This is a genomic window from Klenkia sp. AC732 (assembly GCF_979256525.1).
Map to the genome: position 1 here is coordinate 40,997 of NZ_CEEDOS010000035.1, position 13,150 is coordinate 54,146.

General features: G+C 75.3%; 14 protein-coding genes. 6 read left to right on the top strand and 8 right to left on the bottom strand.

Annotated features, from left to right (window positions below):
- Positions 1 to 52: 52 nt before the first annotated feature.
- The 5 genes from AC0IVP_RS16165 (at position 53) to AC0IVP_RS16185 (ending at position 5,523) form a co-directional block, all read left to right on the top strand.
- Entirely contained in the window at positions 53 to 1,771 is a 1,719-nt protein-coding gene (locus AC0IVP_RS16165; protein ID WP_471757833.1) for a glycoside hydrolase family 13 protein, read from the top strand.
- 42 nt (positions 1,772 to 1,813) lie between these two features.
- Positions 1,814 to 2,479, top strand: a complete 666-nt coding sequence (locus tag AC0IVP_RS16170; protein ID WP_471757835.1) for a hypothetical protein — start codon at positions 1,814 to 1,816, stop codon at positions 2,477 to 2,479.
- A 166-nt stretch (positions 2,480 to 2,645) separates the two neighbouring features.
- Positions 2,646 to 3,035, top strand: coding sequence for a response regulator (locus AC0IVP_RS16175; RefSeq protein ID WP_056296644.1), 390 nt, complete (start codon positions 2,646 to 2,648; stop codon positions 3,033 to 3,035).
- Positions 3,032 to 4,810: a sensor histidine kinase gene (locus AC0IVP_RS16180; RefSeq protein ID WP_471757837.1), complete on the top strand. Its 1,779-nt coding sequence runs from the start codon at positions 3,032 to 3,034 to the stop codon at positions 4,808 to 4,810. Before AC0IVP_RS16175 ends, AC0IVP_RS16180 begins: the two co-directional genes overlap by 4 nt.
- Positions 4,807 to 5,523, top strand: a complete 717-nt coding sequence (locus tag AC0IVP_RS16185; RefSeq protein ID WP_471757839.1) for a response regulator — start codon at positions 4,807 to 4,809, stop codon at positions 5,521 to 5,523. The genes AC0IVP_RS16180 and AC0IVP_RS16185 overlap by 4 nt, the downstream gene beginning before the upstream one ends.
- Here the strand turns inward: AC0IVP_RS16185 and AC0IVP_RS16190 are convergent.
- From AC0IVP_RS16190 to AC0IVP_RS16210, 5 genes are all read right to left on the bottom strand, one after another.
- The gene (locus tag AC0IVP_RS16190) at positions 5,505 to 6,131 is read right to left on the bottom strand and encodes a response regulator (protein WP_056295824.1); all 627 of its coding nucleotides are present in this window, start codon (positions 6,129 to 6,131) and stop codon (positions 5,505 to 5,507) included. The genes AC0IVP_RS16185 and AC0IVP_RS16190 overlap by 19 nt on opposite strands.
- A complete protein-coding gene (locus AC0IVP_RS16195) occupies positions 6,125 to 6,556 on the bottom strand; it encodes a hypothetical protein (protein ID WP_471757841.1) in 432 nt (143 codons plus the stop codon). The genes AC0IVP_RS16190 and AC0IVP_RS16195 overlap by 7 nt, the downstream gene beginning before the upstream one ends.
- The gene (locus tag AC0IVP_RS16200; RefSeq protein ID WP_471757843.1) at positions 6,553 to 7,185 is read right to left on the bottom strand and encodes a signal peptidase I; all 633 of its coding nucleotides are present in this window, start codon (positions 7,183 to 7,185) and stop codon (positions 6,553 to 6,555) included. Before AC0IVP_RS16200 ends, AC0IVP_RS16195 begins: the two co-directional genes overlap by 4 nt.
- 69 nt (positions 7,186 to 7,254) lie before the next feature.
- Positions 7,255 to 7,896 carry a TasA family protein gene (locus tag AC0IVP_RS16205; RefSeq protein WP_056295838.1) on the bottom strand — a complete coding sequence of 214 codons (642 nt, stop codon included), beginning with the start codon at positions 7,894 to 7,896 and terminating at the stop codon, positions 7,255 to 7,257.
- Between the two features lie 124 nt (positions 7,897 to 8,020).
- Complete coding sequence (locus AC0IVP_RS16210) at positions 8,021 to 9,490, bottom strand: PucR family transcriptional regulator (RefSeq protein ID WP_471757845.1); 1,470 nt, start codon at positions 9,488 to 9,490, stop codon at positions 8,021 to 8,023.
- A gap of 14 nt (positions 9,491 to 9,504) precedes the next feature.
- Here AC0IVP_RS16210 and AC0IVP_RS16215 point away from each other — a divergent pair, with 14 nt between their 5' ends.
- Positions 9,505 to 10,500, top strand: coding sequence for an isopenicillin N synthase family dioxygenase (locus AC0IVP_RS16215; protein WP_056295843.1), 996 nt, complete (start codon positions 9,505 to 9,507; stop codon positions 10,498 to 10,500).
- Between the two features lies 1 nt (position 10,501).
- Here AC0IVP_RS16215 and AC0IVP_RS16220 read toward each other — a convergent pair whose 3' ends face one another.
- From AC0IVP_RS16220 to AC0IVP_RS16230, 3 genes are all read right to left on the bottom strand, one after another.
- On the bottom strand, positions 10,502 to 10,897 hold the full coding sequence (locus AC0IVP_RS16220) for a VOC family protein (RefSeq protein ID WP_056295846.1): 396 nt from the start codon (positions 10,895 to 10,897) through the stop codon (positions 10,502 to 10,504).
- Positions 10,897 to 11,958, bottom strand: coding sequence for a sugar ABC transporter substrate-binding protein (locus AC0IVP_RS16225; protein ID WP_471757849.1), 1,062 nt, complete (start codon positions 11,956 to 11,958; stop codon positions 10,897 to 10,899). The genes AC0IVP_RS16220 and AC0IVP_RS16225 overlap by 1 nt, the downstream gene beginning before the upstream one ends.
- Positions 11,959 to 12,040: 82 nt before the next feature.
- Positions 12,041 to 13,150, bottom strand: a 1,110-nt coding sequence (locus AC0IVP_RS16230) for an ABC transporter permease (protein ID WP_471757847.1), incomplete at its 5' end; no start/stop codon positions are given.

The following is a 13,150-nucleotide window of genomic DNA, read 5'->3' on the forward strand; positions in this document are numbered from 1 at the left end:
GCACGCGCGCTCGCCGTGGCACCCGCTGCGGGGTCGGCGGGGGGTCGGCAGGATGGGGGCGGTGACCTCCGCGAACCCGCCCTGGTGGACCTCGGCCGTCGTCTACCAGGTCTACCCCCGCTCCTTCGCCGACTCGAACGGCGACGGCATCGGCGACCTCGAGGGCGTGCGGGGGAAGCTGGACCACCTGGCCGACCTGGGCGTCGACGTCGTCTGGCTGTCGCCGGTCTACCGGTCCCCGCAGGACGACAACGGCTACGACATCAGCGACTACCGGGACATCGACCCCTCGTTCGGCACGCTGGCCGAGTTCGACGCGCTGCTGGCCGACGCGCACGCCCGGGGCATCAAGATCGTGATGGACCTGGTGGTCAACCACACCAGCGACGAGCACCCCTGGTTCGTGGAGTCCCGGTCGAGCACGACCAACCCCAAGCGGGACTGGTACTGGTGGCGCGACGCCCGGGAGGGCATGGCCGCCGGCGCCCCGGGCGCGGAGCCGACCAACTGGCAGTCCTTCTTCTCCGGGCCCACCTGGGAGCTCGACGAGACCACCGGGCAGTACTACCTGCACCTGTTCAGCCGCAAGCAGCCCGACCTGAACTGGGAGAACCCGCAGGTCAGGGAGGCCGTCTACGAGATGATGCGGTGGTGGCTGGACCGCGGGGTGGACGGCTTCCGGATGGACGTCATCAACATGATCAGCAAGCAGCCGGGGCTGCCCGATGGCCCGCCGATCCCCGGCACCCCCTACGGCGACGGCACGGTCGCCACCTTCTTCGGGCCCCGGCTGCACGAGTTCCTGGCCGAGATGCACCAGGAGGTCTTCGCCGGCCGGGACGCCGAGCTGATCACCGTGGGGGAGACCCCCGGCGCCACCGTCGAGCAGGCCCGGCTGATCACCGACCCGGCACGGCGCGAGCTGGACATGGTGTTCCAGTTCGAGCACGTGCAGCTGGACCAGGGCGCCACCAAGTGGGAGCACCGGCCGCTGCGGCTCACCGACCTCAAGGCCTCGCTGGGCCGCTGGCAGGCCGGGCTGGCCGACGTCGGCTGGAACTCCCTGTACTGGGACAACCACGACCAGCCGCGCGCGGTCTCCCGGTTCGGCGACGACTCCCCGGCGCACCGCCGGGACTCGGCGACCTGCCTGGCCACCCTGCTGCACGGCCACCGCGGGACGCCGTACGTCTACCAGGGCGAGGAGCTGGGGATGGCGAACGCCCCGTGGGCCTCGATCCGGGACTTCCGGGACATCGAGTCGCTCAACCACTTCGCCGAGGCCACCGCGGCCGGCGCCGACCCGGAGGAGGTGCTCGCGACGCTGCGCCCGGCCAGCCGGGACAACGCCCGCACCCCGGTGCAGTGGGACGCCTCCGAGCACGCCGGGTTCACCACCGGCACGCCGTGGATCGCGGTCGACCCCGACCACGTCGAGTGGAACGCCGCCGCCCAGCGGGAGGACCCGCACTCGGTGCTGGCCCACCACCGGGCGCTGATCGCCCTGCGCCACGACAGCCGCACCGTCCAGCTCGGCGACTTCACGATGCTGCTGCCCGACCACGAGGACGTGTACGCCTACACCCGCAGCCTGGACGGCGAGACCCTGCTCGTCGTCTGCAACGTCAGCGGCACCCCGCACCCGCTGGCCGACCTGCTGCCGCAGGCGGCCGGCGCCGAGCTGGTGCTGGGCAACCGGGACCACCTGCCCGACCACGACGACGCCGTCCTGGCCCCCTGGGACGCCCGGGTGCTGCGCCTGCCCGACTGACCCGGGCTGCGCGGCCGGCCCGGTTCCGCCACGATGGCCCGCGTGAGCGACCCGGACCGGCCCAGCGCCCCGCAGCAGCCCGCCCAGCCCCACCGGCCGGGACCCCCGCAGCCGTGGACCCAGGCGCCCGGGCAGGCACCGGGACACCAGCCGGGTCAGCAGCCGGGCGGGCAGCCCTGGGGTGGGCCGCCTGGACAGCAGTCGTGGGGCGGGCCTCCGGCGGGCCAGCAGCACTGGGGGGCAGCCCCGGCCCGGCCCGCCACCGGGGGGCTGCCGCTGCTGGTGCTGGCCCTGGTCACCGGGGTCCTGGTGCTGGCCGCGTCGGTGCTGCCGACCTACGACTACGGCACCGACATCGGCTCGTTCAGCCCGCTGCTGCAGCGCTTCGGTGACGAGACGGTCTTCCAGGCGCCCGGACTGGTCTTCCTGCTCGCCGCCGGCGTGCTGGTCACCGGCGGCCTGCTGAGCCGGGTCCGCAGCGCACTGGGCGCCGGGCTGGTGCTGCTGGGTGCCGGGGCGGTCCTGCAGCAGGGGCTCGGGCTGCTGCTGGCCCTGGTGCAGAGCCTGGTCTCCTCCGACTCCTCGTTGCAGCTGCGCATCGGGGGCGTCGTGCTGCTGCTGGCCACCGCGTGCGCCGGTGCCGCCGCGGTGCTCGCGCTGGTCGCCCTCGCCCGGGGTCGCCGCGCGACGGGTCCCGGCAGCTGGTGACGGGGGGTCACCCCCACCCCCGGTCGGTCACCGAACGGAACAGTTCCGGACTCAAATGGGTGGAACACCCCGGAGGGGTGTGACCCGACCGCGGACGGCCCGTTGAGGTGGGAGTACCCGTCCCCGGGTGACCCGGGACGGGACCACCGACCCCGGAGCGTGTGCCGTGCCCAGCTCGCCCCTCACCGTCCTCGTCGTCGACGACGAGCACGACCAGGCCACGCTGCTGTGCCACCACCTGCACCGCGCCGGCTGCCGGACCGAGCGGGCCGCCAGCGCCGAAGTGGCCCTCGCCCGCACGGCGTCGCCCGCGCCGGACCTGGTCGTCGTCGACCTGCTGCTGCCCGGCCTGGACGGCTGGGGCCTGGTCCGCGCGCTGCACGACCGCTGGCCCGGGACCCCGGTCGCCGTCTGCTCCGTGCTGGACCGCCGGGACTACCCCGCCTCGGCCCTCGCCCTCCCCAAGCCCTTCACCGGGGGCGACGTCCGGGCGCTGCTGGCCGGGCTGGCCGCGCCACCCCGGCCGGACCGGCACGCCCGGGCGGTGACCCCGTGAGGCCCGCCGCCGAGTGCGGCTTCCGCCGTCCCGACCTGGCCGGCGTCGCCGAGCGCAGCACCCCGTTCCTCGTGCTGTACGCCCTCAGCCTGCTGCTCCTGCTCACCCCCGAGGTGCAGGTCGGGTCCGGCGCCCTCGTCGTGCTGTCGGTCGGCACCGCGGTGGCCGCCCAGCTGGTGGCCTGGCTGGCCCCCTGGGACCGGTTGCCGACGGTCGTGCAGCTCGCCGTCCCGGTGCTGCAGCTGGCCGCCGTCGGCCCGCTGCGGCAGACCACCGGGGGCGCCGCCTCGCTGTTCACCGCCCTGGTCATCCCGCCGGTCATCGCGATCGCCAGCGACCGGCGCCGGTTGTCGGTGCTCGTCGCGGTGGTCGGGACGGCGGGGGTGCTGCTGCTGCCGGCCGTGCTCACCGGCGCGGTCACCACCGTCGTCGACCTGGTCCGCGCCGTGGTCACCCCGGTCGCGCTCGGCGTGGCCGCGCTGACGGTCAACGAGCTGTCCCGGCGGCTGCGGGCCCGGCTGCAGACCGTCACCGAGCTGCAGGCCGAGCAGACCGCCCTGCTGGCCCAGGCCGAGGCCCGCACCGCCGAGCTGGAACTCCTCAGCCGCCGCCTCGCGGCCACCACCGAGACCATCACCAGCGTCATCGACGCCGTCACCCAGCACGCCGTCATCGGCACCGACCCCGACGGGCTCGTCCGGGTGTGGAACCCCGGCGCCGAGCGGATGCTCGGCCTGCCACGGGCCGACGTCGTCCGGACGCGGTCGGTGCTGGACTTCCTGGAGCCGGCCGAGCTCGACCCCGCCGACCCGGTGGCGACCCTGGTCGCCCGCGCCGGTGACGAGCGGGCCCGGGACGCGACGCTGGTCCGTGCCGACGGGACCCGGCTGACCGCGACCCTGGCCGTCACCCCGCGACACGACAGCGCCGGGGCGCCGGCCGGGTGGAACGTGGTCGCCACCGACGTCAGCGCCGAGCGGTCCGAGGCGCGGCTCAAGGACGAGTTCGTGGGGCTGGTCTCGCACGAGCTGCGCACCCCGCTGAGCTCGATCCTGGGCTACCTGGAGCTGGTCGTGGACGACGAGGACACCCCGCTGGACCCCGGGCACCGGGCGCACCTGCTGATCGTGGAGCGCAACGCCCAGCGCCTGCTGCGGCTGGTCGGGGACCTGCTCCTCACCGCCCAGGTGGAGGCCGGCCGGTTCTCCCTCGACGTGCGCGACGTCGACCTGCGGACGGTGGTGACCGCGGCCCGCGACACGGCCTGCCCCGCGGCGCTGACCGCCGGAGTCGAGCTAGTCGTCGAGCTGCCCGACGAGCCGCTGGTCGTCGCCGGCGACCCGGACCGGCTCGGCCAGGCCGTGGACAACCTGCTGGGCAACGCCGTCAAGTACACCCCCCGCGGTGGCCGGGTGACGGTCGGGCTGCACCGCGGGTGGGCCGACCCGGACGGGCTGGCCGGTGCCCCCGACGACACCTGGCGCCGCGTGCCGGTCGAGGTCGCCCGGATCACCGTGCGGGACACCGGTCTGGGCATCCCCGCCGACGAGCAGGGCGAGCTGTTCAGCCGGTTCTTCCGCTCCTCGAACGCCCGCCGGCAGGGCATCGCCGGGGTCGGCCTCGGGCTCACCGTGACGCAGGCGATCGTCACCGCCCACGCCGGGCGGACCGACCTGCGCAGCAGCTGCGGGGAGGGCACCACCGCCACCGTCAGCCTGCCGCTGGCCGTGCCGGTGCCGGCCGCCCCGGGGACCGTCGGGGCAGGTGCCCGGTGAGCCGGGGCTCGGTCCTCGTCGTGGAGGACACCGAGGAGATCCGGGTGCTGGTGACGACGGTGCTCGAGCGCGCCGGTCTCGGCGTGCGGGCGGTCGGCACGGCCCGGGAGTGCCTGGCCGAGGTGGCCGCCGAGCCGCCGGACGTGATCGTGCTGGACCTGGGGCTGCCCGACGCCGACGGCACCGAGCTGTGCCGGGAGCTGCGCACGCTGACCCAGGCCTACGTGCTGATGCTCACCGCCCGTGCCGACGAGGTCGACGTGCTGGTCGGGCTGGCGGTGGGCGCCGACGGGTACATGGCCAAGCCGTTCTCCCCGCGGGAGCTCACTGCCCGGGTGCAGACCTTCCTGCGCCGTCCGCACGTGGTGGCCGCGGCGGCCCCGGCCCCCGAGCAGGTGACCGCCCGGGTGCCCGCGGCGACCGTGCTGGGCGACCTGGAGGTCGACGAGGGCACCCGCGAGGTGCGGGTCCACGGCGCCGACGTGCCGCTGACCCGCACCGAGTTCGACCTGCTGCACGCCCTGGTCAGCCGGCCCGGGCGGGTGCTGCAGCGCGAGACGCTGCTGCGGGAGGTGTGGCAGAGCGAGTGGGAGGGCAACCTGCGGCTGGTCGAGGCGCACATGTCCAACCTGCGCCGCAAGCTGGTGGCCGCCGGGATGCACCGGCCGGAGATCCGCACCGTGCGCGGGGTCGGCTACCGGCTGGTCAGCTGAGCCAGCGCCGTCCCGTCGACCCGCCCGGCGCGCGCCTCCCGCTCCACCGTCCGGCACAGCACCGCGGTCTCCAGCCGGCCCAGCTGCGCGCTGGCCCCGGCCAGCGCGTGCGCGGCCGCGGCGAGCGCGGCGGTGTCCACCGCCCGGGCCGCCTGCCGCAGGGCACCCAGCCGCTGGGGCAGCGCCCGGGCGTAGAGCGCGTCGAGCACGGCGCGGAGCTCGTCGTCGAGACCGTCGTCGGGCTGGTCGGCCCGCGGCACGTGCCCGCCGGCGATCCTCTGCAGGGCCGCGGCGTCCACCGGCTTGGCCAGCACCGCACGGGCGTCGAGGGCCACCGCCCGCTCGCGGACGGCGGCCGACGGGTCGCTGGTGACCACCAGGGCCGGGGTGTCCCGACCGTCCGCGCGCAGCTGGGCGAGCATCGTCAGCCCGTCACCGTCGGCCATCCACACGTCGGTGACCACCAGGTCGGGGGTGTGCAGGTCGTGCAGCACCCGGGCCTGGACCGGACCGTCGGCGACGAGCACGTGCCACCCGGCTGCCTCCAACGCCGCACGGACGGCGTGCCGGCAGCCGGCGTCGTCGTCCACGACCAGGGCGGTCAGCACCGGAACGTCACCGTCGCCGGCACCGCGGTCCAGCCGTAGTCGGTGCGGGCCACGATGCTGAACGCGTGGGTGGCGGTCTGCAGGGCCGGCTTCGTGGCCGCCCGCTGGGCAGAGGTCCCGGCGAGCGTCACCGGCGCCCGGGCCACGCCGTTGACCGTCTCGGTGACCACGTAGCCGGTGACCCGGGCGGTCGTGCTGGCCGTCCAGCTGATCCGGACCGTGTAGCTGGTGGTCAGGCTCAGCACGCACGCCGTCGACCCGGCGGTCGTGGGTGCGGTCGCCGGGGCGACCGTGGCGGTGCCGACCGTGAGCGGGGCCGCCGCCCGGGCGGTGAACGCGGCCGAGGCGGCGCTGGGCGAGGTCACCAGCACGGCACAGGCCAGCGCGGGGACCACCAGGGCGCGGCGCACCCAGCCCGTCCTCACGCGTCCTGCTCGGCCCGGGTGGGGCGCCAGACCGTGAGCAGCACCCAGGCGGCCGCCAGGGCGGGGGCGCCCCACACCAGTACCTCGGTGAGCACCGGGGTGCGCAGCAGCTGGACGACGTGGCCGACCTCCGGGACCGTCGCCCGGACCTGCCAGGCGGTGTCGCCGGCGGCGAAGGTCGCCGTCCAGGGGTCGGCCGCGTCGTTGGCGTCGCCCTTGGTCTGGACCGTGACGGACCCGTCCGGTCCGACGTCGGCGCTGACCACCCGGTGGGTGACGACGCGGCGGTCACCGACCGGGATGTGGTACGTGAGCACCATGCCGGGCTCGATGTCGGCGACCGGCAGCGCGGTGTCCACGACGACGTCCCCGGGGGCGATGCCCGGCGCCATGCTGGTGGTCAGCATCGTGACCGTGCGGTAGCCGAACACGTGCGGGCCGACGGCCAGCGCGGCGAAGGCGAGCACCGCGACGACCAGCGCCAGGTCGACCAGCCGGCGGGCCACCAGGCGGGCCATCCGGAGCGCCAGGGGCAGCGGGCGGGTCCCGACCCGGCCGCCGGCGCGGTGCGCCCCGGCGTCCACCGGGTGGAGGACACGGGACGGGCGGTGCGGCAGGACGGCGGTCACGGGGTCTCCTCCCGGTGGACGGCGGGGTGGGGGGCGGTGCAGCGGGCGCGGGCGGTGCGCCCGCCCCGGTCAGCGGGCGGTGCCGTTGCGCTGCGTGCCGACGAACTCGAAGGCGATGACCGAGGACTTGGTCTGGAAGGTGTTGTCCGCCGTCTGGGGCAGGGTCAGGGTCACGACCAGGTTCGACGTGCCACCGACCGGCAGCGTGGCGGGCACGGCGACCGCGGTGGCGGCGCCGATGACCGGGCGGGAGGCCAGCACCGCGGTGGTCGTGCCGGTGCAGGTGTAGGTGTAGGCGGGGGCGACGCCGGCCTCGGTCCAGGGCACCGAGCAGGCGTTGACCGACAGCTGCAGGCCGTTGGTCGCATCGGTGTTGAGCAGGCTCGAGGTCGTCGCGGTCGTGTTCAGCACGACCCCGGCCAGCGCCTGGTCACCGGTGTTGGACAACGTGACCGCGCGGCTGATCGTGTCGCCGGGGACGATGTTCGCCGCGGTGGCCGAGAGCCGGTTGGCGGCCGTGCCGGTGGCGCCCAGCGCGATGGTGACGGTGCCGCTGTTCACCGTCTCGCTGGCGCTCGTGCTGCTGGTGAACGTGCCGAAGGTGCCCATGCCGGCGACGGCGGCCGCGACGCCGACGACGCCGAGGGAGACGACGACCTTGCGGCCGGTCGAGTGGACGGTGCGGGCGGCGCGGCGGTGGGTGGTGCTCATGGCGGGTGCTCCAGGGTCTGCTCCGGGGGCCGGTGGTCTCCGGCGTCAGGGAGGACACTGACGAGCGACCCACAAGACGGACCGCTGCGTTCCGCAAGGTCTCCACAAGACACTGGCGCCGCGGTCAGGCCTCCCGGTCGTTGTCCAGCCGGTGCAGGTCCAGGGCGACGAAGACGGCCATCCGCAGCTCGGCGTCCCCGACGAAGTCCCCAATCGAGGCCTGCAGCTTGGCCAGCCGCTGCCGGAACGTGTTGTGGTGCAGGAAGAGCTGCCGGGCGGCCTCCATCGCGTTGCCGTGGGTGGCCCGGAAGGCCCGCAGCACCCGCCGGGCCTCTGCGGCCGCGGGGTCGTCCCCGGCGACGCTGCCCAGCACGTCCCGGGTGAAGGCGCTGCGCTCGTGCGCGGGCAGCTGGACCAGCAGGCGGTGCACCCCGAGCGTGTCGTAGCGGTTCACCCGGTTGACCGCGCCCAGCTGGCGGCCGATCGCGGCGGCCCGCTGGGCCTGCCGGTGAGCACCGGGAAAGCCGCGCACGTCGTCCACGGCGCGGCTGGCGCCGATCACCAGGGGCACGGTGACCCGGCGGTACATCGAGCGCTGCAGGCGCTCGAGGCCGACGTCGTCCCCAACGACGAGGACGACCGCACCCTCGTGGACGACGGTGAGCGCGCGCTCGTCCACCATCCGGACGGCCGGTTCCAGCAGCCGGGCCAGCCGGGTCAGCCCGGCGGTCGCCACGTCCACCCCGAAGGGCGTGACGACGAGGAAGACCGCTGACCGGGCCGGGAAGGCGGCCAGCCGCTTGCTGCGGCGCACCGCCCGCTCCCGGGCCGCCAGGTCCTCCCCGAGCACCGCGCCCAGCAGCTCCTGCACCGGGGTGGCAGCCCGCTCCTCGGCCACCGTCACGCGCATGCCGAGCACCAGCACCGGGGTGACCTGGTCGACCAGCGCGAGCTCGTCGGCGGCCAGCGGGGTGGCCCGCTCGACCCGCCACAGGCCCAGCTGCCGACCGCCGTGCACCAGCGGCACCGGGACGACGTCCAGCCCGTCGTCGGGCTGCCCGTCCTCCGACGTCGGGTGCTGGGCGACCTCCCGGCCCCCGCTGTCGACCAGGGTCACGCGGGCGTCGAGCAGCTCGGCCACCCGACGCACCACCCGGTGGACGTCGACCTCGCCCTCCAGCACCCGGGCGAGGGCGTCGGTGAGGCGGGCGGGCCCCTCCCCGGTCCCCGCCGTCCGCAGCCGGTCCAGGACCACGGCGGGGCTCACGTCCTCGTCCACCCACAGCAGGGCGACGCCGGCCTCCCGCACGAGGTCCACGGCGTCCGCCGGGGGGCGGACCACCCGGCCACCGCCGGGCAGCACGAGGACGCCCGCGGGCGAGCCGCCCAGCAGCGGGGCCAGCAGCGAGCGCAACGGCGGCAGGGCCGACCCGCGCCGGGGCGGGGCCCAGACGGCGATCAGCAGCTCCCCGTCCCGGGCCGGCCCGGTGCGTCCGTCCAGCAGCCGCACCGAGGTCACCACCCGGTCGGCGCCCTCGGGCACCAGCAGCTCGGCGCCGAGGGCGGCGGCGTGGTCCGCGACCGTCAGCGGCACGGCACACTCGCCCCGTGCGCACGATCCCGGTCATCGACCTCGCTCCCGGCCGCGCCGATGCGGCCGACCGGGCCCGCACCGCGGAGCTGCTGGGGCACGCCTGCGACGAGGTCGGCTTCTTCCAGGTCACCGGTCACGGGGTGCCCGCCGAGCTGGTCACCGAGGTCTTCACCGTCACCCGCCAGTTCTTCGCGCTCGCTCCCGATGTGAAGGCCAGGGTCGCGCAGCCGGCCGCCGACCAGGTGCGCGGGTGGTCGGGGGTGGGCAGCGAGGGGATCACGTACTCGCTGGACGAGGAGTCCCCGGCCGACCTCAAGGAGAAGTTCGACATCGGCCCCTGGGGCCTGGACCCCGCCGACCCCTACGTCACCGACCAGGCGGCCGGACCGCACCTGGCACCGAACCTGTGGCCCCGGGAGCTGCCGGGGCTGCGGCCGCTGTGGGAGGACTGGTACGCCGAGCTGGCCCGGGTGGCCGGTGAGCTGATGGTGCTGCTGACCGATGCCCTGGGGCTGCCCCAGGACACCGTGACGTCCCGGACCGACCGTGCGGTGAGCATGCTGCGGGCGCTGTTCTACCCCGACCAGCCCGAGCCGCCGCTGCCCGGTCAGATGCGGGCCGGCATCCACTCCGACTACGGCACGCTGACCGTGGTCAGCGCCGAGGACCGGCCCGGCGGCCTGCAGGTGCTCGACCGCGGCGGGGAGTGGGTGGACGTCCCGGTCATCCCGGGGGCGCTGATGGTGATGGTCGGGGACCTGCTCACCGAGTGGACCGGGGACCGGTGGCCGGCGACCCTGCACCGGGTGGTGAACCCCCGCCGGGACCGGGCGATGGACTCCTCCCGACTGGCCTTCGCGTTCTACCACCACCCGGCCTACGACTCCCTGGTCGACGTGCTGCCCGGGCTCCCCGGGGGCGGCGACCCGCCCCCGGGGACCCCGACCGCCGGGGAGCACCTGCGGGAGAAGTACCTCCGGCAGACCTCCTTCGGCGCGGGCCACCACTGACCTACAGGGGCAGGAAGTTCACCCGCAGCACGTGCCCGTCCGGGTCCCGGACGACGGACTGCCAGGCCCCGTAGTAGGTCTCCGCCGGGCCGGCGAGCACCGTCCCGCCGTGCGCGACCGCCCGCTCGGTGAGCGCGTCGACCGCCGCCCGGTCCTCGGCCTCGAAGGTGAGGAAGGTGTCGACGCCGGTCTCGCCGTCCGGGGGCACCGGCAGGGCCAGCAGCTCGTAGGCGTGCGGCCCGCTGAAGCCCAGCACCGTGCCCTCCACCCACAGCCCCCGGAAGTGCGGGGAGGCCAGGTCGGTGACCTCGTCGAGGTCGAAGACGTCCCGGTAGAACTCCACCGAGGCGTCCGGGTCGGCCACCAGCAGGCTGGCGAAGGAGAGCCGGACGCCCATCAGATCGACGCCTGGTCGGCGAACTGCTCGTACCGGTAGGGGTTGGCCTCGATCGCTGCGGCGGCGTCCTCGGCGGTGACCATCGACTGCTCGACCACGTTGTCGAAGGTGACCTCGCCGCCCTCCAGCGCGGCGCGGACCGCCTGGGCGGCGAGCAGACCGGTCTGGGCGGCCGAGTAGTAGCGGGTGGCCGACAGGTACGGCGTCTCCAGCCAGGTGAACATCTCGTCGTCGGCGTCGCTGGACACGTGGGCGATGCCGGTGAGGCCGTTGGCCTCCAGGTAGGCGGAGATGCCGTTGGACATCGAGGCGGAGTAGGCCACGATCGCCGTCACCCCCGGGTTGGCCTGCAGCCCGGACTCCACGATCGAGGTGGCGGTGTCCCGGGCGAAGAAGCCCTGCTCGCGGACGACGACCTCGAACCCGCTGCCCTCCAGTGCCGCGTCCAGGCCCTCGTCGATGCGCTCGGAGAACCCCTGGCCGACGATGCCCTGGACCACGATGACCGGGCCGGGCGTGGCGTTGGCGATGAGCCACTCGCCGATCATGGTGCCGCCCTCGACGGAGTCCAGGTCGGCGACCCCGGCGTAGTACTCGTCGGCGTCGGACTCCCCGGGCCACAGCGCGTTGCCCACGGGCACGTCCTGCTGGGCGGCCAGCTGGGCCGCGCGGGCGATCGTGGTGGCGTCGGCCGGCAGCACGACCAGCCCGGCGATGCCCTGGCTGAGCAGGTTCTGCACGTTGCCCAGCTCGGTGGAGGAGTCGAAGTCGTTCTGCACGCCGGCGAAGGAGTACTCGGTGCCCTCCAGGGCCTTGAGCACTCCCTCGGCCACGTAGCTGGAGTAGGCGTTGTTGCCGTTCAGGGAGAGCCCGATGGTCTTCCCCGTGCCGACCGCGCCGCCGCCCCCGGACGCGGCCGAGGACCCGGGGTCCCCGCCGCAGGCGGAGACCAGACCGCCGACGGCGAGACCGCCGCCGATCAGCCCGGTCAGGCGGAGGAAGTCGCGGCGGGCAAGCGGGGAGCGGGACAGCAGCGAGGCAGGGGTCGCGGCAGGGGTCATCGTCACGAGGGGGCTCCAGGGAGGACGCAGGGGAGGGGCGGCGAGCGGCCGGGCGACGTCGACCGGGTGGTGTGCGGGCCGGTCAGTCCGGCGGGTCGGCGTCCCGGCGCGAGGGGCGGCGCAGCAGCGGGTCGGTCGAGGCACGGACCGCGGAGCGGACGGCCGAGGCGCGCCCTGCCCCCCGGCCGCGGGCCACCCGGGCGTCGGCCGCGGCGGTGACCGTGACGGCGAGGATGAGGATGCCGCCGGAGACCAGCTCCTGGTAGGCGCCGGGGACCTGGAGGAAGGTCAGCGAGGCGCTGATGACGCCGAAGACCAGGACACCCAGGACGGTGCCGACCATCGTGCCGCGCCCGCCGGACAGCGCTGCTCCGCCGAGCACCGTCACCGCGATGACCGCGAGCTCCAGGCCGGACCCGGCACGCGGGTCGCCCGAGGCGAGCCGGGCCATCAGCACCAGCCCGGCGAACGCGGCCAGCGTGCTGTTGCCGACGAAGAGCAGCACGACGTGCCGGCGCACCGGGATCCCGGCCAGGAACGTGGTCTGCCGGCTGGATCCCAACGCGAACGTCGTCCGGCCGAAGCGGGTCAGGTGCAGCACGACCCCGGCCAGCAGCACGACGACCACCAGGAAGACCACTGGTGCCCGGACGCCGGCCCACTCGCCGAAGCCCCAGCTGTCCAGGCCCGAGGCGACCGGGACCGGGGTGTTGTCGCTGAGCACCAGGGCCAGCGAGGCGAAGACGCTGAGCCCACCCAGGGTCAGGATGAACGGCGGGACGTCGAGGAAGGCGACCACCAGGCCCCAGACCAGACCCACGGTGGCGCCCAGGGCCAGGCCGAACGCGATGACCGCGACGTCGGACCAGCCGGCCGCGAACTGGCGGGCGGCGACGACCCCGACCAGGGAGGCCAGGCTGCCGACGGACAGGTCCATCTGGCCACCGATGAGCAGGAAGGTCTGCCCGGCGGCCAGGATGCCGAGCACGGCCACCTGGGAGAGCACGTTCTGCAGGTTCGCCTCGGACAGGAAGGCCGCGTTCTGGCTGTTCGTGTACAGCGACAGCGCAACCACCACGACCAGCAGCGGGACGACGGTGCGCAGCGCGGCCGTCGTCGTGTGCTGCAGGCGGGGGCGGCCGGCCGGTGCCGGCGGCGGGTCGGCGGCGGGGGACTGCGGAGTGGCCCGGGG

Coding starts and splice junctions, on each gene's coding strand:
- AC0IVP_RS16225 (WP_471757849.1), bottom strand. CDS start 11,958: ATGACCCCTGCCGCGACCCCTGCCTCGCTGCTGTCCCGCTCCCCGCTT.
- AC0IVP_RS16165 (WP_471757833.1), top strand. CDS start 53: ATGGGGGCGGTGACCTCCGCGAACCCGCCCTGGTGGACCTCGGCCGTC.
- AC0IVP_RS16220 (WP_056295846.1), bottom strand. CDS start 10,897: ATGGGCGTCCGGCTCTCCTTCGCCAGCCTGCTGGTGGCCGACCCGGAC.
- AC0IVP_RS16205 (WP_056295838.1), bottom strand. CDS start 7,896: ATGAGCACCACCCACCGCCGCGCCGCCCGCACCGTCCACTCGACCGGC.